We start from the raw sequence: 22803 nt of genomic DNA on the forward strand, positions 1-22803 counted from the left end.
TCCCGTGCGGTCCGTGGGGGGCCGCACCGCACCTGTCGGAACATCAGTTCCCATACCACCGCCCGGAGTTGATCGCCAGGAGCACCGACCGGGCGGCGGCTTCCCGGATCACTATGATGTGGCACACACTCGGCTCGCAACCTGCGTTCTGATAATTTCAGACAGCTCCGCATCACCCTGTTCGTGTCGTCGGGGGCGTGGCACACTGCACGCTGTGACAGCCGCTCCGGGAGGTCAGAGGTGAGTGAGAACCGCTCCGGCGGCAGCGCACCCACTGTCCTGCGGATGGTTCTCGGCAAGCGTCTGCGGCAGCTGCGGGGGCGGGCCGGGGTGTCCTTCGAGGACGCCGCACGGGCCATCGAGGTGACCCCGCTGACGATCCGCCGCATGGAGAAGGCGGAGGTCGGGCTCCGCATCCCGTACGTCAAGGAACTGCTGCGCACCTACGGGGTCCCGGCCGCCGAGATCGACGACTTCGTCGCCATGGCCAGGGAGGCCAACAAACCCGGGTGGTGGTACACGTACCGCGACGTGCTGCCCGAGTGGTTCAAGGCCTACGTGAGCCTGGAGAGCGAGGCCAGCGTCATCCGCCTGTACGAACCGCACTACGTGCCGGGCCTGTTGCAGACGTTCGACTACGCCGTCGCGCTCATGCGCGTCGGCTTCCCCAACGAGTCGGAGGAGGAACTCGCACGCCGCGTGGACCTGCGCCTCAAACGGCAGGACCTGCTCGCCAAGCCGGACGGCCCGGCCGTGTGGGCCATCCTGGACGAGACGGTGCTGCGCCGCCCCGTCGGCGGCGCCGAGGTGATGCGCGCCCAGGTGGACCGGCTGCTGGAGGCCCTGCGCACGCCCAAGGTACGGATCCAGATCATGCGTTACTCCGTGGGGGCCCACCCGGGCGCCTACGGCCCCTTCCACCACTTCCGCTTCGGCTTCTCCGAACTGCCCGACGTCGTCTACACCGAGAACCTGGCCGGTTCGGTCTACTACGACCGGCCGCGGGACGTCGTCACCTATCTCGAAGTACTGGACCGGATGGCCGTCCAGGCGGAGCCGGTGGCACGGACCGAGGACATCCTGGCCGAACTGCGTAAGGAGTTGTGATCCCATGGCATCCACCGCACCCCGGAACCCCGAGGGCCGTGTCCGCAACGGCATGCCCGCGGGCGAACTGGGCACCGAAGGCTGGCACAAGCCCTGGAGCGGCACCAACGGCGGCTCCTGCGTCGAGGCCAAGCGCCTGCCCGACGGCAGGGTCGCCGTACGTCAGTCCACCGACCCCGAAGGCCCCGCGCTGGTCTACACCCGGGACGAGATGATCACCTTCCTCCAGGGCGCCAAGGCGGGCCTGGCGGACTTCCTGGTCGACTGAGCCTGCGCCCCTGGTCCCGGGCCCGCCGGTCCACGTCCGCCGCACACCGCCGGGCCAGGGCCGCGGCGGTCGCGCGCCCCGGCCGAACCGGGCGCGGACCGCGTGCCGGCCCGACCGGGCGGGACCGCCCGCACGCCGCCTCCCGCCGTGCGGGCGGTCCCGCCTCCCCCGCGGCCGGGCCCCGGCCCCGCTCCCGCGTGCGCACCGGCGCCCGGGTGCCGCCGATCCGCCCCGCGCGCGCCGCGAACTACGGGCGTGCGCAGTCAGGTTGACGGTATTTTGGACGCCCGCGCGACGCAGGGCAGGAGACCCCCATGACTGACGGCCGGACCACCCCCGACCAGGACTCGTTGTCGAAGATCGACACCTCGGTGCCCCACTCGGCCCGCATCTGGAACTACTGGATGGGCGGGAAGGACAACTACGAGGTGGACCGGGCCGCGGGCGACGCCTACCGCGAACACGCGCCCACCATCGAGACGATGGCCCGCGCCTCACGCCAGTACCTGATCCGCGCCGTGACGCACGTGACGGGCGAACTCGGCATCCGCCAGTTCCTCGACATCGGCACCGGACTGCCCACCTACGACAACACCCACCAGGTCGCCCAGCGCATCGCCCCCGAGGCCCGCATCGTCTACGTCGACAACGACCCGCTGGTGCTCCGGCACGCCCAGGCCCTGCTCACCAGCTCCCCCGAGGGCGTCACCGAGTACCTCGACGCAGACCTGCACGAGCCCGAGGTGATCGTCGAACGGGCCGCGAAGATACTCGACTTCGACCGGCCGGTCGCCCTGATGCTCATGGGCATCCTCGGTCACGTCCAGGACTACGAGGAGGCGAAGTCCATCGTCCGCCGCCTCCAGTCCGCCCTGCCCTCCGGCAGCTGCTTCGTGCACTACGACAGCACCGACACCGACCGCGCGCTCAAGGAGGCCCAGCAGGGCTACGACGACACGGGCGCCGTCCCGTACGTCCTGCGCAGCCCGGAGCAGGTGGCCGCGTACTACGAGGGCCTGGAGGTGCTGGAGCCCGGCATCGTCTCCTGCCCGCTGTGGCGCCCGGAGCCGGGCACCGCCCCGGAGCCGACGGACATCTACGGCGGCGTGGCCCGCAAGCCGTGACCCGCCGAGCGGCCGCGCACGGGGGGCTGCCACCAAGCACTACTGGGTCCTGCGCTCCTCAAGGGCCGTCTGCCAGGCCGGGGGCCGGGCCTCGGGCACCGGCTGGGAGCGGCGCCCGCCGCGGGCGAAGAAGTCGGCGAGCGGCAGGATCGCGGCGCCGACCGTGACCGCGTCGGGGCCGAGGCGGCCCAGTTCGACGGTCACCTTGTCGGCGGGGTGGCGCAGTGCGTAGGCCGTGGCGTGGCGGCGTACGGCGGGCAGGAAGCGGGCGCCGAGCTGGAGGCCCGCCCAGCCGCCGATGAGGATGCGCTCGGGCTGGAAGAGGTTGATCAGGTCCGACAGGCCCGCGCCGAGGTACTCGGCGGTCTCCTCCAGGACGGCGAGCGCGACCGGGTCGGCGGCGGTGCCGTGGGGCGGGTAGGCGGCGGCCAGCATGGCGGTCAGCGCCGTCTCCTCGTCGGTGTCGCGCGGCGGCCGTCCGCCCTCCTCGCGCCAGCGGGCCAGCAGCGACTCCGCGCCCGCGTAGGCCTCCAGGCAGCCGAGCGCGCCGCACCGGCAGCGGCGCCCCCGCACCCGTACCGTCAGGTGCCCCCACTCGACGGCCCGGCCCCGCTCCACCTCGGGGGTGACCAGGCAGGCGCCGACGCCGGACCCGAAGAGCACCACGACCGCGTTGCCCGCGCCGCGCCCGGCGCCGAACCACATCTCGGCCTGGCCCAGCGTCTTGGCGCCGTTGTCGATGAGGCAGGGCACGCTGTCGGGCAGCCCGCGGGCGGTGCGCAGCAGCGTCTCCAGGGGCACCGCGTCCCAGCCGATGGTCTGTCCGTGCACGACGGCACCGCGGTCCGGGGTGTGCTCGACGATGCCGGGGACGCCGATGCCGACGCCGAGGAGCCGTTCGGGGGCGAGACCTGCCGCCTCCAGGACCTCGGCGACGCCGTCCCGGATGTGGCCGGTGATCACCTCGACGTCGTAGCGCTGCGCGGCGAGCGGCCGCTCGGTGCGCGCCAGTTCGGTGAGGGTCAGGTCGAACAGCTCGACACGGACCCGGGTCTCCCCGACGTCCACGCCGACCATGTGGCCGCTGCCCGGGACCACGCGCAGCAGGGTGCGCGGGCGCCCGCCGTCGGAGTCGACGCTGCCGGCCTCCTCCACCAGGCCGTCGGCGACCAGGTCCGCGACGACGTTGCTGACCGAACCCGAGCTGAGGCCGGTCGCCGGGCCGAGTTCGAAGCGGCTGAGGGGGCCGTCGAAGTACAGCCGCTGGAGCACGGCCGCCCGGTTGGCCCGCCTGAGATCGCGCACCGTGCGCCCGTTCTGCCCCGCCATGTGGCTCCCTCGTCCGGCCCGGGCGCTTCGCCCTGCCCTGTCCCGACCTGCAACATACCGCCGCGGGTCGCCTCGGCGCGACTTCCACGCACCCTTAGGTCAGACTATAAATTAAGGCGTGGCGGGATCGGGCGTCGCCGGGCGCGGCAACGCGGGCCCGGGGATCGCGGTCCTGCCCGCGGCGTCTGCGGTGCCCGCCCCGTCCGCGCTGCCCGCGCGGGGTGCGCACGCCGTCCCCGCACCCTCGGGCGCCCCGTGCCGGGCGAGGATGTGCCACACCCTCTTCAGGTCCTGCGTGTCGTAGCGGCCGGTGCGGGCCGCCTCGCCGATGACCCATGGGTCCAGGTGCCCGTCCCGGGCGATCCGCGCCCCGAGCGCCGTGTACTCCTCGCCGCGGTAGTCCCCGTGGCGGCGCAGTTCCGTGACGGCGAGACGGTAGCCGGGGTGCCACTCGATCCGGCAGGGCAGGTCCCGGGCGTCCGCCTCGACGGGCGTGCCGCGGTAGCTCGCGTCCAGGACGAGCGCCTCCACGTCCCGCGCGAGGTCGACGCCGCCGTGCACCTGCGCCTCGATGTAGTCGTCGAGTGCGTCCCGTTCGTCGGCCTGGGCCAGGGCGATCAGCCCCATGGCGGCGGCGGTGCCGAAGTCGCCGGGCTCGGCCGCGCTGTCGGGGTAGCAGAAGGTGGCGCGGGCGAGCGCCGCCGCCGTGAGCCGGAAGTGCGAGGAACCGAACCTGGGGGCGGCGCCCACCACCTGGCGGCGGAAGTCCAGTGCCCCGTAGACGGGCCGGTCGCCGGCGGGGGCGTCGTCGTACGCGCCGCCGAAGATACGGCTCTCCCAGCGTCGGCGGTCACCGCCGGGGTGCGCGGTGAGCCCGCCGTTGCTCGTGCCGGTGACGAACTGCGAGTGGTACGCGCCGTCGCGGGCCATCGCCCGCAGCAGGGGCAGCCCGCCGGCCGGCCGGTCGGGGTGGAAGTTGAGGGTGATGCGCAGGCCCGCCTCCGCGGCCGGTCCGGTGGACCGTGCCGCGACATGGGTGAGCGCCGCCACGGCCCTCGGGGTCCGCAGCTCGCCGAAATCCATTGGATCCCCTCCCGGAACCTGCTTACCCTAGCCCTGAAACTAAAGCCATTAGGCAACAGAGCCCCCGGGGCTCCCGTCGCCGTGATCCACCCGGAGCCTTTCATGAGACCACTGTCCGAGCAGGAGATCCGCGCCTCCTTCGTGAACTGCTCGAAGGGCGAGGCCAAGCGGCTGGCCGTCCCCCGCGACCTCGCGGACCGCCCGTGGGACGATCTCGACTTCCTGGGCTGGCGGGACCCGGGAGCGCCCGACCGCAGCTACCTGGTCACCGAACGGGAGGGCCGGACGGTGGGCATCGCGCTGCGCTTCCCGTCCTCGCAGCGCGGCTTCCTGCACCGCAGCATGTGCTCGCTGTGCCTGACCACGCACCCGGGCGGCGGGGTCTCGCTGATGACCGCCCGCAAGACGGGCGCCGCGGGACGCGAGGGCAACTCCGTCGGCCTGTACATGTGCACCGACCTGGCCTGCTCCCTGTACGTGCGCGGCAAGAAGCTCCCGCAGTCCGGGACCCGCTTCGAGGAGAGCCTGACCCTGCGGGAGCAGATCGCCCGGACCACGGGCAATCTGGCCGCCTTCCTGGACAAGCTGTACGCCTGACCGCGGGGCGGAACCACGTTCGATGCGTGTGCGAACGGGGAAGAGCGCAAGGGATGCACGATGTGAGTGAGTCGATGTCGTCCCTTGTCCGGCTGGTGAAGCGGCACCGGGACCCGGTGGTCGTCCAGGCGCTGCGCTCCACGGTCGCGGCGACGATCGCGTATGTGATCGCGAAGTGGCTGAGCCCGGAGCCGGCGCCGCTGACCGCTCCGCTGACGGCCCTGCTGGTCGTCCAGGTGACCCTGTTCGCGACGCTGAAGACCAGCGTGCGACGGGTGAACGCGGTGGTCGCGGGCGTGGTCGTCGCCATCCTCTTCTCCCTGCTGGTCGGGCTGACCTGGTGGAGCCTCGCCCTGGTGATCCTGGCCGGTCTCGGGGTGGGTCACCTGGTGCGAGTCGACGAGTTCGTGGCCGAGGTGGCGATCAGCGCCATGCTGGTCCTCGGGGTCACCACCGTCGGCAGCACCGCCTGGGCGCGGATCGTGGAGACGCTGATCGGCGCGGTGGTCGGCATGGGCTGCAACCTGCTCCTCGCGCCCCCGGTGTGGACCGAACACGCGGGCGAGTCCATCGAGGGGCTGGCGCGCCGGATGCGGCAGCTGATGCTGCACATGGGCGAGGAGGTGGCCGACGGCACGCCGGTGGAGCGCGCCGCCGCCCGGCTGCACGAGGCGCGCCGGCTGGACCACGACATTACCGACGTGGACGCCGCCCTGCGGCAGGCCGAGGACAGCCTGCGGCTGAACCCGCGCGTCCGGGAGGGCCTGCTGCACCGGGTGGTCCTGCGCACCGGGCTCGACACGCTGGAGATCTGCACGGTGGTCCTGCGGGTGCTGGCGCGCACCTTCACCGACCTGACCAAGGCGCGCGAGCCGGAGCCGCTGTTCTCCTCGCAGACGGGCGACCTGGTGCAGCAGTTGCTGTCCGAGATCTCCGACGCGGTGGTCAGTTACGCGGTGCTGGTGACCACCGACGTGAGCGTGAGCGCCGAGTCGGCCGAGTCCCGGCTGGCGGCCGAGCTGCGGCAGGCCGCGGCCACCCGCGACAAGCTGGCGCAGCAGTTGCTGGCGGAGGTGCAGCAGGACGCGGCCCAGTGGCAGTTGCAGGGCGCGGTGCTGACCGAGGTCGACCGCATCATCGACGAGATGGACACCGAGCACCGCTCCAAGCGGCTCCTGGAGGAGCTGGACCGGCACACGCGCGAGCAGCGCGAACGCCGGTCGCGGCTGACCCGGATCGCGGACCGGCTGGGGGCGCCGGCCCGGATCCGCCGGAACCGGGAGGGCACCGTGCGGCGCTCTGTGTGACAGGACGCCCCGGTCAGCCGGCGAGGGGGACGCGCGTGCGGCCGGGTCGGCGGTGCGGACGGCGGGCGACGCGCTGGGGTTGCCGCGAGGTGCGGGGGTGCGGTTCGTGGGTACGCCGCGGCTGCCGGAGGCGGGCGCCCACGCGCCGCCGCCGGGCCTCGGCCACCTCCCCGTGCGGCGGATCGAGGCCACCCGGACACGACGACCGGACGGCGCCCGGACGGCGACCGGACGGCGACCGGGCGGCGACCGGTCGCAGCGGCGGCCCGTCGTGTCCCGCGCCGCAGGCAGGCCGTCCCGCGCCGCCGGCAGGCCGTCCCGCGCCACGGGCCGTCGCCCTCTTGCCCGCCGCGGGTGGTCCGGGCGAAGGTGATCGTGACGACCGAGTCGGACGACGACCTGGGATGGCGGCATGGGCAGCGGTGGACGAGCGTCGGACGGCAGGTGGAGCAGGCGCCGGTTCGTCGGAGCGGTGACGGGAGCCGCCGCGGTGGTGGCGGTCCCGGCGCCGGCCACGGATCCGAGGTCCACGCCGAGGCCGGCTACGGGACGGGCGGCACCGGCGGCGTCCGCGACCGGCCCGGAGGGCGCCGGCCGGCCGCCCGGGCCCAGGCCGCTGTACCTCGGCACGTACACCTCCGTCGAGGGCGGCGGCACGGGCATCGGCCTGGCGGCGTACGACCCGGTCTCCGGCACCGTGACGGGCCGGGGCACGCTGACCGGCGTGGCGGACCCCTCGTACCTGGCCCTCCACCCCGACGGCCGCACCCTGTACGCCGTCGACGAGCGGCAGGACGGCGCGGTGACCGCCGTACGGCTCGACGGCCACCGGGTGCTCGGCAGCCGTGCGACCGGCGGGGCGGGCCCCTGCCACCTGTCCGTGCACCCGGGCGGTCGCTGGCTGCTGAGCGCGAACTACGGGTCCGGCAGCGTGGCCGTGCACCCGATCGACGGCTCGGGCGCGCTGGGCGGGCGCACCGATCTGGTGACCCACTCCAGCCCGCTGCCGGGCCCCGGTCAGCAGGGACCGCACGCGCACCAGGTCGTCACCAGCCCGGACGGCGGCCATGTCCTCGCCGTCGACCTCGGTACGGACACGGTGTACACCTACCGGCTGGACCCGCGCGCGGGACGGCTCACCGAGGTCTGCCGGGCCCGCACCCGGCCCGGCGCCGGACCGCGCCACCTGACCTTCCACCCGGGCGGGCGGTACGCCTATCTCGCCAACGAGGTCGACGACAGCGTCGCGGTCTGCGCCTACGACCCGCCGACGGGGCGGCTGACCGTCGGCGAGGAGCAGCCGACGGGCTCGGGAGCGGGCAGGAACCATCCGGCGCAGTTCCTGGTCACGGCCGACGGCCGGTACGCGTACCTCGCCAACCGGGGGCACAACAGCATCGCCCGGTACGCCGTGGGAGCGGGCGGGGCCCGGCTGCGGCTCCTGGACACGGTGCCGGTGGCGGGTGACTTCCCGCGTCAGATCGCCTTCTCCCCCGACGGCCGGCTGCTGTTCGCGGCCAACCAGAAGTCGGGCACGGTCAGTGTCTTCCACCTCGACCGGGTGAGCGGCTCGCTGAGCCTGGCGGGCGAGCCGTTCGCGTCACCCGTCGCCGTCTGCGCGCTGCCGCTGTAGGGCGCGGGGGCAGGAGGCGGCGCTCGCCTGTGTGAGCAGGGCGTGCATCCGTTCGGTGAGCCGGCCGACGTCGTCGGCGGGCGTGTGGAAGGGCAGCCGTACGTCGCCGTGGGTGCGCGCCCGCTCGACGCGCAGGGTGAGGCCGTGCCGGTCCACGGCGAGCGGGCGGACCCGCACCGCGCCGTGCAGGCTGTCGGCCGCGACGAGCCGGGTGAGCCGCCGCACCACGTCGGGGTGGGCGTCGGCGAGATGGGTGAGCAGGCGGGCCTCGGCCGATGCCAGCGGGTCGGGGCCGGCGGCGGCGAACTCCTCGGGATCGACCACGACGGCGGCCGGGGCCTGGCGCAGCACCACGCGCCGGGGCTGGAACAGCAGGTGCTCGTCCGCGTGTGCGAACCGCCCGGTGAGCCACAGCCGGGCGCGGATCCGGTCGCGTACGGGGACGGGTGCCACGTCGGCGAACTCCAGAACGGCGGGCAGTTCGCCGCGCGGCGCGCAGAGCGCGGCCGCGCCCAGGGCACTGTCCCCGGGCAGCCGCAGGAGCACCCGGCCGTCCTCGGCCACGGTGTGCGCGCCGACGAACTCCTCCCGGCCGCCCTGCGCGCTCACCGCGCAGGACCAGGCGGTGGCCAGCACCGACCGCGCGCGCTGCGCCGCACCGGGCGCCGCCGTCCATGTGGGGCTGTCACCCATCCCGGGAACCTCCTCGTAAGCCCTGACTGCCCTACATTAGGTAAGGCATGCCTAACTTATCGAGGATCGCGGCGCACGCCACCCGCGTCCACCCGGACACGGGTGGCCGACGGGGGCGTACGGAGGCACGCGGGGAGGGCACGGGCGCCCGCTCAGGGCGTCAGCACGCCCAGCAGCGCCCGCGCGCACAGGTCCCGCACCTGGGCGCGCGTCAGGGCGGAGCCGCGCAGCCATTCCAGGCAGACGGCGGTGGTGAAGGCCAGCCAGCCCCGGACGGCCAGCCGCAGGTCGACGCGGTCGGCGGCGAGCGGGCCGAACTCCGGGTCGGCGTCGAGCGCGGCCAGGATCTGCCGCTCCTGGGCAGCCAGGGCCCGCCGGTAGACCCGGCGCACGGCCTGGTCGCCCGCCGCGTCGGCGCGGTGGAAGGCCCGGTAGCCGTGCGCGTGGGCGCTGACGTACTCCAGGTAGGCGTCCAGTCCGGCCGCGAGCTGGTCGCGCAGCGGCAGCCCGGGGACAGCGGCGGTCAGCCGCAGCATGCGCGCGCTCTCGCGCTCCACGACCGCCGCGAAGAAGTCCCGCTTGGTGGGGAAGTAGTGGTAGAGCAGCCCACGCGAGACGCCCGCGATCTCCGCGACCTGCTCGATCCACACGTCGTCGTAGGGGCTCTCCGAGAACAGCCGCGCCCCGACGGACAGCAGCTGCTCCCTGCGCTCCTCGGTGCTGAGCCGGCGGCGCGTGCGCTGCTCCCCCTGGTTCGCGGCCATTCCCGCACTCTACTTGACGCCGGTTCAACAACGGGACCAGACTGGGAACGGCTATTGAACCCACATACAACACGTGCCGCCGGACCGGCGCAGCGCCCGCTCGGCGGTCCGGTGGACCCAGGGAGACCGGGGAGCGCGCGGCATGGCGGAGACCACGACCGGAACCGGACTGCCGAAAGGATTCCGCAGCGCGGAGCTGGGCTGGCCCGAGCTGGACCGGCTGCCGCACCCGCCGCGCCGGGTCCCCTTCCTCGGCGATGTGCTGGGCGTCGACCGGCGCGCCCCCGTGCAGGACTCGATGCGCTACGCACGTGCGCTCGGCCCGATCTTCCGCCGCAAGGTGTTCGGCAAGGAGTTCGTCTTCGTCTGGGGCGCGTGCCTGGCCGCCGACCTCGCCGACGAGACGCGCTTCGCCAAGCACGTGGGCCTGGGCGTGGCCAATCTGCGCCCGGTCGCCGGGGACGGGCTCTTCACCGCGTACAACCACGAGCCCAACTGGCAGCTGGCCCACGACGTCCTGGCCCCCGGCTTCAGCCGCGAGGCGATGGCGGGCTACCACCGGATGATGCTGGAGGTGGCCGGGCGGCTGACCGACCACTGGGACCGCGCCGAGGCCGCGGGCCGCGCCGTTGACGTGCCCGGCGACATGACCAAGCTGACCCTGGAGACGATAGCCAGGACCGGCTTCGGGCACGACTTCGGTTCCTTCGAACGTTCCCGCCCGCACCCGTTCGTCACCGCGATGGTCGGCACGCTCTCCTACGCGCAGCGGCTCAACTCCGTCCCGGCGCCGCTCGCCCCCTACCTGCTGCGCGACGCGGGCCGCCGCAATGCGGCCGACATCACCTACCTCAACCGCACCGTCGACGACCTCGTGCGCGCCCGGCGCTCGGGCGGTGCCGCCGCCGGCGGGGACCTGCTGGACCGGATGCTGGAGACGGCCCACCCCGAGACCGGCGAGCGGCTGTCGGACCAGAACGTACGCCGCCAGGTGATCACGTTCCTGGTCGCCGGGCACGAGACCACCTCCGGGGCGCTGTCCTTCGCGCTGCACTACCTGGCCCGGCACCCCGAGATCGCCGCCCGCGCCCGGGCGGAGGTGGACCGGGTCTGGGGCCGGGCGGCGGCGCCCGGCTACGAGCAGGTCGCCAAGCTGCGCTACGTGCGCCGGGTGCTCGACGAGTCGCTGCGGCTGTGGCCGACCGCGCCCGCCTTCGCCCGCGAGGCGCTGCGCGACACGGTGCTGGCCGGCGAGCACCCCATGCGGCAGGGCGCGTGGGCGCTGGTGCTGACTCCGATGCTGCACCGCGACCCCGAGGTGTGGGGCGCGGACGCCGGGCGGTTCGACCCGGACCGGTTCGACGCGCGGGCCGTGCGGAGCCGTCCGCCGCACGTCTTCAAGCCGTTCGGCACCGGGGCGCGGGCGTGCATCGGCCGCCAGTTCGCCCTGCACGAGGCCACCCTGGTCCTCGGGCTGCTGCTGCGCCGCTACGAACTGCGGGCGCAGCCCGGCTACCGGCTGAAGGTGACCGAACGGCTCACTCTCATGCCGGAGGGCCTGCGGCTGGGTCTGGAGCGCCGGACGGCACCCGCACCGGCCGCCGCCGACGCCGTGCCGGAGACGAAGGCAGAGGCGGACGGCGGCGGGTCAGACGCGCGCTGTCCAGTGCACCGGGCGGGTGACTGACGCCGGCAGCCGGGTGCCCGCGCTGCCCCGGGCCGCGTCGAGCTGTGGCTGGGTGAGGAAGAACGCCCCCCTCAGGTCGGCGTCCGTGAGGTCGGCGTCGCGCAGGTCCGCCCCGATCATGTCGGCGCCGCGCAGGTCCGCCCCGGTGAGGTCGGCGGCGATCAGATAGGCGCCGCGCAGGCCGGCCCCGCGCAGGTCGGCGCCCCGGAGCCGGGCACCCATCAGGTCCGCGCCCCGCCGGTCCTTCTTCCGGCCCGGCACGGCGGCCCGGGCCAGCTCGCTGGTGCGCAGCAGCAGCACGTTGACCTCCTGCCGGTGCGCGCCGACGTCGAGCGCGGCGAGGCCGTCGGGCGGCAGCAGCGTGAGCTGTTCGGTGCGCTCCAGGAGCCGGCGCAGATCGGCGTGGACGGGCCGGGCGGCGGGCAGGGTGAGCGCCTCGGTCAGGTACCACAGCAGTTCGTGCAGCTGCCGTACGACCGGGAAGACGTCGAACATCTGCCGGGCCTCGTCGGCGGGCCCGGTGCGCCAGTCCCGGCCGCCGAAGGTGACCTGGGAGACCTTCTGTCCGGCGCCGAAGCAGTCGTAGACCGTGCAGCCGGTGTAGCCCTCGTCCCGCAGCCGCGCGTGGATGCCGCAGCGGTGGTCGTCCCGGAGGTTCGGGCAGGTCTTTCCCGCGGGCTTGTCGCGCGCGAAGTCCCGGGACGCGGCGAACGGAAGGGCGACGCAGCACAGCCCGAAGCAGCTCGCGCAGTCGCCGCGCAGTTCGGGCCGCTCGCTCGCGTCGCGCCGCTGGGCTGTCTGTTCTGGCATGCCCCCACCCTACCGACCCGCCCTGCGGGCCGCGGACCGCCCGGTCAGCCGAGGAACGCGGCGGTGGCCGCCGTGAACCGCGCCGGGTCGTCGAGCCACGGGAAGTGCCCCGCGCCGGGCTGGACGGCGAGTTCGGCGTGCGGGAACAGTTCGGCGTACCGGGCCATCGCGGGCGGCGGGGAGTTCAGGTCGACCTCGCCGGCCAGCACCAGGACGGGGGCGGGCAGCTCGCCGAGCGCGGCCCGGGTGGCCGCCGGGTCGTACGCGCCCTCGGACCCGTACACCGCGGCGGCCTCGCCGTTCTTCTCCTGGGCGTCCGCGGCGTCCAGCGCCCGTGCGGCGTCGTCCCAGCGGCCGTGCAGGAAGGGGGCGATCGCCTCCCAGCGCACGTCGGCGGCCCGGCCCGCCACGACGTTCTCCAGGGCGGCGTACGCCTCGGCGTACCACGGCTGGCCGGCGCGCAGGCGCGCGGTCGCGAGCCGGACGTCCGCCGTGACGGTGATGCCGACCGCGACGACGCTCGGCGTGATCAGCGCGAGCCGTCCCACCCGCTCGGGACACCGGCTCGCGTAGAGCGCCGCCAGGTTGGCACCCGCGCAGTGCGCGAGCAGGTCCACGCGTTCGAGGCCCAGGTGTTCGCGCAGCGCCTCGATGTCGTCGACGAGCCGGTCGCACCGGTACGTCGCCGGGTCCGCGGGCGGCTGCGAGGCGCCGGTGCCGCGCAGGTCGAGGCGGACCAGCCGGCGGTGGGCGGACAGCCCGCCCAGTTCACCGAGGTAGGCCGAGGCGCGCATCGGCCCGCCGGGCAGGCAGACCAGGGGTGGACCGGTACCGCTGACGTGACAGGCGAGGCGGGTTCCGTCGTGAGCCGGGAAGGTGGGCATGGTGATGACCATGGCAGCGCCGGCCCGGCCAGGCAATCGGTTTGCGGGTTCGGCCCTCCATGAGGCTCGCGGTTCAGCCCGACATGGCGGCGGGCAGGCCGAGGTGGTCCAGCCTTTCGGGGTCGGACAGGATGTAGAGGTGGGTGATCCGGCCGTCGGCGACGGTGACGCCCATGACCGAATGCGGGCCCTGCTCGGGGGTGTTGGCCAGTCCGAGCGCGCCGTTGACCAGGACCAGGCGCGCCGTCGGCGCGTACCGGGAGAAGGTGAGCGCCTGCGCCGCGACGGTGCCGGCCCCGTGTACCACCTTCGAGCCGGCGGCGCCGCGCACCAGGGCTCCGGCGTCGACCCGCAGCACCACGTCGGGGTGCAGGACCGCGACCAGGGCGTCGAAGTCGCCGCCGCGCGAGGCGGCCATGAACGCCTCCAGCACCTCCCGCTGCCGTCCGAGGTCGGTCTCCGCGGACGGAGTGGCGCCCTGGACCCGGCGGCGGGCCCGGCTGGCCAGCTGCCTCGTCGCGGCCGGGGTGCGCTCCACGACCGGGGCGATGTCGTCGAACGGGACGGCGAACATGTCGTGCAGCACGAACGCGAGCCGTTCGTCCGGCTCCAGGGTCTCCAGTACGACGAGCAGGGCGAGCCCCACCGAGTCGCCCCGCAGCGCCTCCTGTTCGGGGTCGGCCGGCGTCAGGGGCCGTACGACGGGGTCGGGGACGAAGGTCTCGTCCATGGGCTCCTCGCGGCGCGCGGTACGGCTGCGCAGCAGGTCGAGGCAGACGCGGCCGGTCACGGTGGTCAGCCAGCCGGCGAGGTTCCCGATGGCGGCGGTGTCGGTGCGGGTGAGTTTGAACCAGGTCTCCTGGACGGCGTCCTCGGCCTCGGTCAGTGAGCCGAGCATGCGGTAGGCGACCGCCCGCAGTTGCCCGCGGTGCGCCTCGAACCGCCGCGCCAGCGTCTCCTCGTCGGCCGTGCCGGTCATACCGTCCACCGTGTCCCGCCCCCGCCCGCGTGACACCCCGTCACGTCCGTGCCGATCATCCTAGGCTCCACGCCCCGTCAGCGGCCGAACAATTCGAAGGCGACTGCGGGTTCGCCGCCGAACCGTCCGGCCGCCGCCCCGGCGTTCGCGGTGAGGAAGGCGCGCGCGTACTGTTCCGGGTCCTCGTCGGTCAACGCCTCGATGTAGGCGCGGTGTTGCAGCAGTGAGCGCACGGCGCGCCCAAGGCCCGGGGCTGCCGGTACGGCGTGGGTGGGGGTGCTGGAGCCGGCGACGGCGACCCAGCGGACGCCGTCCCAGGGTTCGAGGCCCTGTTCGGTGAGTTCCGGGAAGATCCAGCGGTTGCCGGCGTCGCCCGCCGCGTCCAGGGTGGCTCGGCCGACGGCCACGTGGTCGGGGGTGTTCCAGGCGACGCCGCCCCAGGTGTCGCGGTGGTTGAGGGTGATGACCAGCTCGGGGCGGTGGCGGCGGATCGCGGCGGCGATGTCGCGGCGCAGGGCGGGACCGTACTCGATGACGCCGTCCCGGTGGCCGAGGAACTCCACCGTCGTGACGCCCACGACGGCGGCGCTCGCCCGCTGCTCGCGCTCCCTGAGCCGGCCGCACCTGTCCGGTTCCAGTGTTCCGATGCCGGCCTCGCCCCGGGTCGCGAGGACGTAGGCGACCTCACGGCCGCCGTCGGTCCAGGCGGCGATCGCCGCGGCGCACCCGTACTCGAGGTCGTCCGGGTGCGCCACCACGGCGAGGGCGCGCTGCCAGTCGCCGGGCATGGGCTTCAGGGGGCTGCTCGTCGGCTCGCTCATGCGGGCAGGGTAACCGCGCCTGGCCTCGCCTGGACTGACACCACGTCACCTGCGCCGTCGTCCGGCGGGCGGCCGCGCCCCGGGTGTCAGGCGTCGTCGCGGGCGAGGGCGAGCAGCCGGTCCAGGACGCGCGGCCCGCCCGCGCGCACGCCGTCGTGCTCGAACTCGTCGGTGACCCAGGTGCGCAGGCCGCGGATCGAGCGGGCGGTGGCCAGCGCGTGGGCGGTGTCGACGTACATGTCGTCGTGGTAGACGGCCGCGGCGACCGGGACGTCGTTGGCGGCGAGCCGGGCCGGGTCGTACAGGGGCTGCCAGTCGGTGCGGGCGGCGAGCAGGTCGGCGCACTCGCGCAGCGGGCGCAGCGCGGGGTCGCAGTCGAACGTCCAGGGGTGGACGGACTCGCCGGTGAACAGCAGCGGTCCGTCGCCGGCGAGCGTCTTGGCCGCGTCGAACCGGGGGAACTCGGCGCGCATCCGCTCGGCCGACCAGGCGGTGGGGCGGGCGTCCTGCGCGTAGATGGCCTCGTGGACGAGGGCGTACAGCGGGTGGGCCGCGTACGACAGCGCGCCGCGGACCTCCTCCTGGAAGGCGTCGGAGAGCGCGGGGCCCTGCGGCGTGGCGACGAACGCGTGCTCCAGGAGGAAGTGGAGGCGGTGGCTGCCGTCCGCGCCGCCGAGCAGGATGCCCAGGGACTGGAAGGCCTCCGCGGTCAGCCGGTAGCCGCCGGGGAGGGTCACGTCGTGGGTGAGGAGGTGCTCGGCGATCTCGCGGGCGCGGGCGACGTCCTCGGGGTAGCGGTCGTAGTGGGCGGCGACCTTGCGCTCGATGCGCGGGTAGGCGGCGCGGTAGACGTCGTCGGCGTGGGCGTCCAGGGCGGGCAGGCCGCCGGTGATCAGAGCGGTGGACAGGCCCTCGGGATGGGTGGAGAGGTAGTGGACGGCGCAGAAGCCGCCGAAGCTCTGGCCGAGCACGGTCCAGGGGGCGCCGCCGGTGACCTCGGGACGGATCGCCTCGCAGTCGCGGACGATCGAGTCGGCGCGGAAGCGGGTGAGGTAGTCGGCCTGGGCGGCCGGTCCGCCGCGCAGCGGGAGCGTCTGGCGGTTGGCGGGGGTGGAGTGGCCGGTGCCGCGCTGGTCGAGGAGGAGCACCCGGTACTCCTGCAGGGCCCGGCCGAGCCAGGCCTGCTTGCCGATGAACCGGTTCGCTCCGAAGCCGGGGCCGCCCTGGAGGTAGAGCAGCCACGGCAGGTCCTGGCCGGCCTTGTCGCGGGCGACCACCGCGCGCGCGTAGAGCTCGATCGTCTCCCCCGCCGGGTCGTCGTGGTCGAGCGGCACGGTGAAGGAGCGGTCGGTGAGGACGACGCCGGGCTGGCGGTAGCTGACGGTCAACGGTTCTCCCGGGACGGAGGTGCACGGCCGCGTCCCAGTGGAGCACATGCGCGGGCGCGCTCCGGCCACCGGGATCGGGCAAGGTGCTGAACGGCCGGTCAGCACGCGGGGCCGGACGTGAGTGCGCCGCCGGGTGCCCGCGCGGCGGTCGGTCTCGGACGCCGGGGGCACGGCGTTCCTGGCGCCCGGCCGTCGGGCAGGGGCTGCACGTGGCCGGTCGTGCCGCCGGCGTCCTGCGCCTGGTCGTCGGCGGCGCCCGCATCGCCCTGCCTCCCGGTCGAACGCGGGCGCCCGCGGGCCGCCGGGGTGGCCGGCCCGCCGAGGCCGCCGCATCCGGCAGCGTTCCGGTGCGGGCACGTCCTGGTGCGCGCCCGGGCGCACGGGCTCGCCGGCGACCGCGCCGGGACGCGGCACACGCGCGGATCAGCGAAGGCGCCGTGCCGGCGGCCCGCCGGCCACCGCCGGACCGGGGTCCGTTCGGGCCCGGGGCCACCGCCACGCCGGGCTCGGGCCCGGGTCTCCCGCGTTCCTGGCCGCCTGACTAGGCTTCACCCGTCCGATGACCGACGACAAGGAGCCGCGATGCGTGTCGCCCTGTTCCTGACCTGCGTCAATGACACGCTCTATCCGGACACCGGCCGCGCCGTGGTGAAACTGCTGACCAGGCTGGGCGTCGAGGTGGACTTCCCGACGGGCCAGACCTGCTGCGGGCAGGCGCACTACAACACCGGATACAGGCATGAGGCGGAGCCACTGGCCCGGAAGTTCTCCGATGTCTTCCGGGGCTACGAGGCGATCGTCACGCCGTCCGGGTCGTGCGGGGCGATGGTGCGGGAGCTGTATCCGCGCATGGGCGAGCGGGCGCGGGCCGAGGGGCGGGGCGACAGCCTGGCCCGGACGGTGGCGCCCGTGGTGCCCAAGACGTACGAACTGACCGAGTTCCTGGTGGACGTGCTGGGGGTGACGGACGTGGGGGCGTACTACCCGCACACGGTCACCTACCACCCCACCTGCCACGGGCTGCGCGCCCTGGGCCTCGGGGACCGCCCCCGGCGGCTGCTGGGGGCGGTGGAGGGACTGGAGCTGGTGGAACTGCCCGGCGCCGAGGAGTGCTGCGGTTTCGGCGGCACCTTCGCGGTGAAGAACTCCGACGTCTCGGCGGCGATGGGCGCCGACAAGGTACGCAACGCCGAGTCGACCGGCGCCGAGGTGCTGTGCGCGGCCGACAACTCCTGCCTCATGCACATCGGCGGGACGATGACCCGGCTGCGCACCCGGATGCGGCCGGTGCACATCGCGGAGATCCTGGCGAGCACGGAAGAGGAGCCCCTGGGATGAGCGGTACGTTCGTCGGGATGCCGGCGTTCCCCACGGCCGCGCGCGAGGCCGTGGGGAATGCGACGTTGCGCGGCAACCTGCGCCACGCCACGCACACCATCCGCGCCAAGCGGGCCAAGGCGGTGGCCGAGGTGTCCGACTGGGCCGAACTGCGCGAGGCGGGACGGCGGATCAAGGACCACACGCTGCGCCACCTGGACCGCTACCTGCTCCAGGTGGAGGAGGCGGTCACGGCGGCCGGCGGCACCGTCCACTGGGCCGTGGACGCCGCCGAGGCCAACCGGATCGTCACCGGCCTGGTCAAGGCGACCGGGGAGTCGGAGGTCGTGAAGGTCAAGTCGATGGCCACGCAGGAGATCGGGCTCAACGAGGCGCTGGAGGCGGAGGGCATCCGCGCCTACGAGACCGACCTCGCCGAACTGATCGTGCAGTTGGGCAAGGACCGGCCCTCCCACATCCTGGTGCCCGCGATCCACCGCAACCGCGGCGAGATCCGCGAGATCTTCCGCTCCGAGATGACGCAGTGGGGGCGCCCCGCCCCCGAGGGCCTGACCGACTCGCCCGCCGAACTCGCCGAGGCGGCCCGGCTCCATCTGCGGGAGAAGTTCCTGCGCGCCGAGGTGGGCATCTCCGGCGCCAACTTCGTGGTGGCCGAGACCGGCACGCTGGTGGTCGTGGAGTCCGAGGGCAACGGGCGGATGTGCCTGACCCTGCCCGAGACGCTGATCTCGGTCGTCGGCATCGAGAAGATCGTGCCGACCTGGCGGGACCTGGAGGTCTTCCTGCAGACCCTGCCCCGCTCCTCCACCGCCGAGCGGATGAACCCGTACACGTCGACCTGGACCGGCACGGCCGACGGGGACGGGCCGAGCACCTTCCACCTCGTCCTGCTCGACAACGGGCGCACCGACACCCTCGCCGACGAGGTGGGCCGGCAGGCCCTGCGCTGCATCCGCTGCTCGGCGTGCCTGAACGTGTGCCCGGTCTACGAGCGGGCCGGCGGGCACGCGTACGGCTCGGTCTACCCGGGGCCCATCGGCGCCATCCTCAGCCCACAACTGCGCGGCACCGGCAGCGCGATCGACGCCTCGCTGCCGTACGCGTCCTCGCTGTGCGGCGCCTGCTACGAGGTGTGCCCGGTCGCCATCGACATCCCCGAGGTCCTGGTGCACCTGCGCGAACGGGTCGTCCAGGGCGGGGAGGCGACACGCGGGGGCAACAAGGTGGTGCTGAGGCCCGCGAAGGGGCACGGGGCCGAGCGGGCGGCCATGCGCGCGGCCCGCCTCGCCTTCACCCGCCCCCGGCTGCTGCGCGGCGGGCAGCGGCTGGCCTCGCGCACGCGCCGCTTCCATCCGCGCACGCTGCCCGGACCGGGCCGGGCGTGGACGGGGACGCGGGACCTGCCCGCCCTGCCGGCGGAGCCGTTCCGGGACTGGTGGCAGCGTACGCACGGCGGCGAGGAGGGCTCGAAGTGAGCAGCAGGGAGCGGATCCTGGGCCGGGTGCGGCGCGCGCTGGCCGACGTGCCGGCCGACGACGTGCCCTACGAGGACGCGGTTTTCCGGGACTACCTGCGCCGCCACGGTGACCTGGACGTGCCCGGCACGGTCGAACTGCTGGCCGAGAACCTGGCGGACTACCGGGCGCTCGTGCACCGCACCGACGCGGTCGGGCTGCCCGCGCTGATCGCCCGGCTGCTCGACGGACGGGGCTCGGAGACCGTCCTGGTCCCGCCGGGCCTGGACGCGGGATGGCTCGCGGAGAGCAAGGTGAGGCGGGTCGCGGACCGGCCGGAGGATTCGCCGTACGAGCTGGACCGCGTCGACAGCGTGGTCACCGGCTGCGCGGTCGCCGTCGCCGAGACCGGCACGATCGTCCTGGACGGCTCCGGCGACCAGGGCCGCCGCCGGATCACGCTCGTCCCCGACCACCACGTCTGCGTGGTGCGTGTCCCGGACCAGGTGGTCGCCTCGGTGCCCGAGGCCCTCGGCCGCCTCGATCCGCGGCGCCCCCTGACCTGGATCTCCGGGCCCTCCGCGACCAGCGACATCGAGCTGGACCGGGTGGAGGGGGTGCACGGGCCGCGCACCCTGGAGGTGGTGCTGGTGAGCGGGGAGTGAGGGGCGCGGCTAGCGTGAGGACATGATCCGGTTCGAGCAGGTCACCAAGCGGTACCCGGACGGGACCACGGCCGTGGACGGTCTCGACTTCGAGGTGGCCGAGGGGGAGCTCGTCACCCTCGTGGGGCCGTCCGGGTGCGGCAAGACCACCACGATGATGATGGTCAACCGGCTGATCGAACCGACCTCGGGCCGGATCCTCGTGGGCGGCGAGGACGTCGCCGGCGTGGACCCGGTCCGGTTGCGCCGCCGGATCGGCTACGTCATCCAGCAGGTCGGTCTCTTCCCGCACCGCACGGTCCTCGACAACACCGCGACCGTGCCCGCGCTGCTCGGCTGGAAGCGGGCGCGCGCGAGGGCGCGCGCCGCGGAACTGCTGGAGCTGGTGGGTCTCGACCCGAAGACCTACGGGTCGCGCTACCCCGAGCAGCTCTCGGGCGGGCAGCGGCAGCGGGTCGGGGTGGCGCGGGCGCTGGCCGCGGATCCGCCGGTGCTGCTGATGGACGAGCCGTTCGGGGCGGTGGACCCGGTGGTGCGCGAGCAGTTGCAGGACGAGTTCCTGCGCATGCAGGCCGCCGTGCGCAAGACGGTGCTGCTGGTCACGCACGACATCGAGGAGGCCGTCCGGCTCGGCGACCGCATCGCCGTGTACGGGCAGGGGTGCATCGAGCAGTTCGACACGCCCGGGGCGGTCCTGGGCACCCCGGCGACCGGGTACGTCGCCTCGTTCGTGGGCGCCGACCGCGGTCTGAAGCGGCTGTCGGTGACGGCCGTCGAACAAGGCGACCTGGAACAGCCGCCCGTCGCCCGGCTCGACGAGGCGGCCGAGCACGCGGCCGGGCGGCTGCGGGCCGAGGGCGCCCGCTGGGCGGTCGTCCTCGACAGCTCCGGCGACCTGCACGGCTGGGTGGGGCTCGACGCCCTGGCGGCGGGCGGCTCGGTCGGTGACCTCGCGCACCGGATGAACGCGTGGGTGCCGGTGGGCGCCCCGCTGAAGCAGGCCTTCGGGGTGATGCTCCAGCACGACGCGGGCTGGGTCGCCGTGCTGGACGGCGCGCGTTTCCTCGGTGTGCTGACCCCGGCCAAACTGCACGAGGCGCTGCGCCGCTCGGTGGACGCGGACGCGCTCGGGGTGGCGCGGCAGCAGGTCGGCTTCGACTCGGTGGCGGACGCCTGACCGCGGCGCCGGGCCCCCTTCGTAGGCGCCGCACCTCACTTCAGCAGGCCCTTGTCCTTCAGGTAGGCGCGGGCCACGTCCGCGGGCAGGCGGCGCCAGCTGTCGACCCGCTGGTTCAGCACGGCGAGGTCGGCGGTGGTCAGGACGGCGTTGAGCCGGCCGAGGACCCGGGTCACGGCCCCGCCCCCGGCACGGGCGCGGTTGACGACGGGGACGACGTAGTCGGCGTTCTGCAGGTGCTTGTCGTCGGCGAGGAGGACGAGGCCGAAGGCGTCCAGGGTGGCGTCCGTGGTCGTGGTGAGCACCATCTGGTCCCGGCCGCTGCGCACGGCCTGCTTCGCGGGCGTGGTGCCGACGCCCTTGGGGTCGACGCCCGTGATGCCGATGCCGTACGTCTTCTCCAGACCCGGTGCGCAGTACGGGCGCCGCACGCACTCGTCGCCGGCCGCGAGCCGTACCTTCAGGCCCGAGGTGCCGAGGTCGCTGAGGGTCTTCAGGCCGTGCGCGCGGGCGTAGGCGCGGCTCACCGCGAAGGCGTTCTGGTCGACGGCCCGGCCGGGGGCGAGGACGGTCAGGCCGCGGGGTGCGGCCAGGGCGCGCAGGGCCTTCATGGTGGCGGCGAGGTCGGGCGAGCCGGCCGGGGGCGCGTCGGCTCCGTGGGTCCTGGCGTTCAGCCAGTCGGCGAAGGTGGCCGCGTACTCGGGGACGACGTCGATCTGGCCGGACTCCAGGGCGGGTTCGTACAGTTCGCGGTTGGCGACGGTGATCAGGGACGTCCGGTACCCGGCCTGGTCCAGCAGCAGCGCGTACATGTGCGCGAGCAGGTCGCTCTCGGTGAAGCCGGCGGACCCGACGGTCAGGTGCCTGCTGTCGCCGGGCGGTGCGGTGACCTGGCCGCGGTTCTCCAGGGACGGCCCGGTGGCGCAGGCCGCGAGCAGGAACAGCGGGAGCAGCAGGGGCAGCAGGTAGGGCAACGGAGGCAGCGGGCGTGCGGCGGGCGTTCTCACCGGGGGCCGCCCCGGCCGCGCCCGGGGGCCAGCCGCTCGGCGGTCTCGAAGACGGCCTCGACGACCAGTGCGAACGCGGCGACGAGGGCGGCGCCCGCCACCACCTGGGGTGTGCTGGCCAGGTTGAAGCCCGCTGTGATGATCCGGCCGAGCCCGCCGCCGCCGGCCAGCGCGGCGATGGTGGCGGTGGCGACGAGCTGGACGGCGGCGATCCGCACCCCGGTCAGGACCATGGGGAGCGCCAGGGGCAGTTCGACGCGGCGCAGCATCTGCCCTCCGGTCATCCCCATGCCGCGCGCGGCCCGCACGACGTCGCGGTCCACCTCCCGCATGCCGACGTAGGCGTTGGTGAGCAGCGGCGGCACCGCGAACAGGACGAGGGCGACGACCGTGGGCCCCTCGCCCCACCGCCCGACGGGGGTGAGCAGCAGCAGGACGAGGACGGCGAAGGTGGGCACGGCACGGCCGACGTTGGAGATGTTGACGGCGAGGGCGCCGCCCTTGCCGAGGTGGCCGAGGACGAGCGCGACGGGCAGGGCGATCAGGCAGCTGACGGCCAGGCAGACGACGGTGAGCAGGAGGTGCTGGAGCAGGCGGTGCGCGATGCCGTTCTCGCCTCTCCAGTGCGCGGGATCGGCGAGCCAGCCCCAGGCGTCGGTGAGCGTGGTCATGCGCGCACCGCCGGGCG

The 22803-nt window shown here is 74.4% G+C and carries 22 protein-coding genes; 11 read left to right on the forward strand and 11 right to left on the reverse strand.

The window, feature by feature from the left end; genetic code table 11:
- The first annotated feature begins 240 nt into the window (after positions 1-240).
- The 3 genes from AB0G56_RS01625 to AB0G56_RS01635 all read left to right on the forward strand — a co-directional run bounded on the left by AB0G56_RS01625 (position 241) and on the right by AB0G56_RS01635 (position 2499).
- A complete protein-coding gene (locus tag AB0G56_RS01625) occupies positions 241-1107 on the forward strand; it encodes a helix-turn-helix transcriptional regulator (protein ID WP_360961897.1) in 867 nt (288 codons plus the stop codon).
- 4 nt (positions 1108-1111) lie between these two features.
- Positions 1112-1375: a DUF397 domain-containing protein gene (locus tag AB0G56_RS01630; RefSeq protein ID WP_360961900.1), complete on the forward strand. Its 264-nt coding sequence runs from the start codon at positions 1112-1114 to the stop codon at positions 1373-1375.
- Positions 1376-1689: 314 nt separating this feature from the next.
- Positions 1690-2499, forward strand: a complete 810-nt coding sequence (locus AB0G56_RS01635; protein ID WP_360961903.1) for an SAM-dependent methyltransferase — start codon at positions 1690-1692, stop codon at positions 2497-2499.
- A 39-nt stretch (positions 2500-2538) separates the two neighbouring features.
- Here the strand turns inward: AB0G56_RS01635 and AB0G56_RS01640 are convergent, their stop codons facing one another.
- Both AB0G56_RS01640 and AB0G56_RS01645 read right to left on the reverse strand, forming a co-directional pair.
- Positions 2539-3828 (reverse strand): ROK family transcriptional regulator, encoded by a 1290-nt coding sequence (locus AB0G56_RS01640; RefSeq protein ID WP_360961906.1) that lies wholly within the window; start codon positions 3826-3828, stop codon positions 2539-2541.
- 111 nt (positions 3829-3939) lie between these two features.
- Entirely contained in the window at positions 3940-4911 is a 972-nt protein-coding gene (locus tag AB0G56_RS01645) for a DUF3626 domain-containing protein (protein ID WP_360961909.1), read from the reverse strand.
- 102 nt (positions 4912-5013) lie between these two features.
- Between AB0G56_RS01645 and AB0G56_RS01650 the strand changes: the two genes are divergently transcribed.
- The 3 genes from AB0G56_RS01650 to AB0G56_RS01660 all read left to right on the forward strand — a co-directional run bounded on the left by AB0G56_RS01650 (position 5014) and on the right by AB0G56_RS01660 (position 8448).
- A complete protein-coding gene (locus tag AB0G56_RS01650) occupies positions 5014-5508 on the forward strand; it encodes an FBP domain-containing protein (protein WP_360961912.1) in 495 nt (164 codons plus the stop codon).
- A gap of 53 nt (positions 5509-5561) precedes the next feature.
- Positions 5562-6815, forward strand: a complete 1254-nt coding sequence (locus AB0G56_RS01655; RefSeq protein WP_360961915.1) for an aromatic acid exporter family protein — start codon at positions 5562-5564, stop codon at positions 6813-6815.
- A 412-nt stretch (positions 6816-7227) separates the two neighbouring features.
- The gene (locus AB0G56_RS01660; protein ID WP_360961918.1) at positions 7228-8448 is read left to right on the forward strand and encodes a lactonase family protein; all 1221 of its coding nucleotides are present in this window, start codon (positions 7228-7230) and stop codon (positions 8446-8448) included.
- Here the strand turns inward: AB0G56_RS01660 and AB0G56_RS01665 are convergent.
- Positions 8416-9141, reverse strand: a complete 726-nt coding sequence (locus AB0G56_RS01665) for a DUF2470 domain-containing protein (protein ID WP_360961921.1) — start codon at positions 9139-9141, stop codon at positions 8416-8418. The two genes, AB0G56_RS01660 and AB0G56_RS01665, sit on opposite strands and share 33 nt — an antisense overlap.
- A 152-nt stretch (positions 9142-9293) precedes the next feature.
- Complete coding sequence (locus tag AB0G56_RS01670; protein WP_360961924.1) at positions 9294-9905, reverse strand: TetR/AcrR family transcriptional regulator; 612 nt, start codon at positions 9903-9905, stop codon at positions 9294-9296.
- 142 nt (positions 9906-10047) lie between these two features.
- Here AB0G56_RS01670 and AB0G56_RS01675 point away from each other — a divergent pair, with 142 nt between their 5' ends.
- Entirely contained in the window at positions 10048-11592 is a 1545-nt protein-coding gene (locus AB0G56_RS01675) for a cytochrome P450 (RefSeq protein ID WP_360961927.1), read from the forward strand.
- Here the strand turns inward: AB0G56_RS01675 and AB0G56_RS01680 are convergent.
- From AB0G56_RS01680 to AB0G56_RS01700, 5 genes are all read right to left on the reverse strand, one after another.
- Positions 11554-12402 (reverse strand): pentapeptide repeat-containing protein, encoded by an 849-nt coding sequence (locus AB0G56_RS01680; protein ID WP_360961930.1) that lies wholly within the window; start codon positions 12400-12402, stop codon positions 11554-11556. The genes AB0G56_RS01675 and AB0G56_RS01680 overlap by 39 nt on opposite strands.
- Before the next feature lie 44 nt (positions 12403-12446).
- Positions 12447-13286 (reverse strand): alpha/beta hydrolase, encoded by an 840-nt coding sequence (locus tag AB0G56_RS01685; protein ID WP_360961932.1) that lies wholly within the window; start codon positions 13284-13286, stop codon positions 12447-12449.
- Between the two features lie 73 nt (positions 13287-13359).
- The gene (gene sigJ / locus AB0G56_RS01690) at positions 13360-14265 is read right to left on the reverse strand and encodes an RNA polymerase sigma factor SigJ (protein WP_360961935.1); all 906 of its coding nucleotides are present in this window, start codon (positions 14263-14265) and stop codon (positions 13360-13362) included.
- Positions 14266-14342: 77 nt separating this feature from the next.
- On the reverse strand, positions 14343-15086 hold the full coding sequence (locus tag AB0G56_RS01695; protein ID WP_360961938.1) for a PIG-L deacetylase family protein: 744 nt from the start codon (positions 15084-15086) through the stop codon (positions 14343-14345).
- Between the two features lie 86 nt (positions 15087-15172).
- Entirely contained in the window at positions 15173-16474 is a 1302-nt protein-coding gene (locus AB0G56_RS01700; RefSeq protein ID WP_360961940.1) for an alpha/beta fold hydrolase, read from the reverse strand.
- A gap of 582 nt (positions 16475-17056) precedes the next feature.
- On the opposite strand from AB0G56_RS01700, the gene AB0G56_RS01705 reads away from it, so the two are divergent.
- From AB0G56_RS01705 to AB0G56_RS01720, 4 genes are read left to right on the forward strand one after another with little or no spacing between them, the layout of a single operon-like run.
- Positions 17057-17812 carry a (Fe-S)-binding protein gene (locus tag AB0G56_RS01705; RefSeq protein ID WP_360961943.1) on the forward strand — a complete coding sequence of 252 codons (756 nt, stop codon included), beginning with the start codon at positions 17057-17059 and terminating at the stop codon, positions 17810-17812.
- Positions 17809-19287: a lactate utilization protein B gene (locus AB0G56_RS01710; protein WP_360961946.1), complete on the forward strand. Its 1479-nt coding sequence runs from the start codon at positions 17809-17811 to the stop codon at positions 19285-19287. Before AB0G56_RS01705 ends, AB0G56_RS01710 begins: the two co-directional genes overlap by 4 nt.
- Positions 19284-19931, forward strand: coding sequence for an LUD domain-containing protein (locus tag AB0G56_RS01715; protein ID WP_360961949.1), 648 nt, complete (start codon positions 19284-19286; stop codon positions 19929-19931). The genes AB0G56_RS01710 and AB0G56_RS01715 overlap by 4 nt, the downstream gene beginning before the upstream one ends.
- A 22-nt stretch (positions 19932-19953) precedes the next feature.
- Complete coding sequence (locus AB0G56_RS01720; protein WP_360961952.1) at positions 19954-21108, forward strand: betaine/proline/choline family ABC transporter ATP-binding protein; 1155 nt, start codon at positions 19954-19956, stop codon at positions 21106-21108.
- A 35-nt stretch (positions 21109-21143) separates the two neighbouring features.
- Here AB0G56_RS01720 and AB0G56_RS01725 read toward each other — a convergent pair whose 3' ends face one another.
- Positions 21144-22082, reverse strand: a complete 939-nt coding sequence (locus AB0G56_RS01725; protein WP_360962242.1) for an ABC transporter substrate-binding protein — start codon at positions 22080-22082, stop codon at positions 21144-21146.
- A gap of 29 nt (positions 22083-22111) precedes the next feature.
- On the reverse strand, positions 22112-22786 hold the full coding sequence (locus tag AB0G56_RS01730; protein WP_360961955.1) for an ABC transporter permease subunit: 675 nt from the start codon (positions 22784-22786) through the stop codon (positions 22112-22114).
- Positions 22787-22803: the final 17 nt, after the last annotated feature.

Source organism: Streptomyces sp. NPDC021356 (assembly GCF_040641015.1).
Classification (GTDB): Bacteria; Actinomycetota; Actinomycetes; order Streptomycetales; family Streptomycetaceae; genus Streptomyces.

Bases quoted from the DNA above. Each gene is read 5' to 3' on its own strand.
- AB0G56_RS01630 (WP_360961900.1), top strand. From the start codon at position 1,112: ATGGCATCCACCGCACCCCGGAACCCCGAGGGCCGTGTCCGCAACGGC.
- AB0G56_RS01635 (WP_360961903.1), top strand. From the start codon at position 1,690: ATGACTGACGGCCGGACCACCCCCGACCAGGACTCGTTGTCGAAGATC.
- AB0G56_RS01640 (WP_360961906.1), bottom strand. From the start codon at position 3,828: ATGGCGGGGCAGAACGGGCGCACGGTGCGCGATCTCAGGCGGGCCAAC.
- AB0G56_RS01645 (WP_360961909.1), bottom strand. From the start codon at position 4,911: ATGGATTTCGGCGAGCTGCGGACCCCGAGGGCCGTGGCGGCGCTCACC.
- AB0G56_RS01650 (WP_360961912.1), top strand. From the start codon at position 5,014: ATGAGACCACTGTCCGAGCAGGAGATCCGCGCCTCCTTCGTGAACTGC.
- AB0G56_RS01655 (WP_360961915.1), top strand. From the start codon at position 5,562: ATGCACGATGTGAGTGAGTCGATGTCGTCCCTTGTCCGGCTGGTGAAG.
- AB0G56_RS01660 (WP_360961918.1), top strand. From the start codon at position 7,228: ATGGGCAGCGGTGGACGAGCGTCGGACGGCAGGTGGAGCAGGCGCCGG.
- AB0G56_RS01665 (WP_360961921.1), bottom strand. From the start codon at position 9,141: ATGGGTGACAGCCCCACATGGACGGCGGCGCCCGGTGCGGCGCAGCGC.
- AB0G56_RS01670 (WP_360961924.1), bottom strand. From the start codon at position 9,905: ATGGCCGCGAACCAGGGGGAGCAGCGCACGCGCCGCCGGCTCAGCACC.
- AB0G56_RS01675 (WP_360961927.1), top strand. From the start codon at position 10,048: ATGGCGGAGACCACGACCGGAACCGGACTGCCGAAAGGATTCCGCAGC.
- AB0G56_RS01680 (WP_360961930.1), bottom strand. From the start codon at position 12,402: ATGCCAGAACAGACAGCCCAGCGGCGCGACGCGAGCGAGCGGCCCGAA.
- AB0G56_RS01685 (WP_360961932.1), bottom strand. From the start codon at position 13,286: ATGCCCACCTTCCCGGCTCACGACGGAACCCGCCTCGCCTGTCACGTC.
- sigJ (WP_360961935.1), bottom strand. From the start codon at position 14,265: ATGACCGGCACGGCCGACGAGGAGACGCTGGCGCGGCGGTTCGAGGCG.
- AB0G56_RS01695 (WP_360961938.1), bottom strand. From the start codon at position 15,086: ATGAGCGAGCCGACGAGCAGCCCCCTGAAGCCCATGCCCGGCGACTGG.
- AB0G56_RS01705 (WP_360961943.1), top strand. From the start codon at position 17,057: ATGCGTGTCGCCCTGTTCCTGACCTGCGTCAATGACACGCTCTATCCG.
- AB0G56_RS01710 (WP_360961946.1), top strand. From the start codon at position 17,809: ATGAGCGGTACGTTCGTCGGGATGCCGGCGTTCCCCACGGCCGCGCGC.
- AB0G56_RS01720 (WP_360961952.1), top strand. From the start codon at position 19,954: ATGATCCGGTTCGAGCAGGTCACCAAGCGGTACCCGGACGGGACCACG.
- AB0G56_RS01730 (WP_360961955.1), bottom strand. From the start codon at position 22,786: ATGACCACGCTCACCGACGCCTGGGGCTGGCTCGCCGATCCCGCGCAC.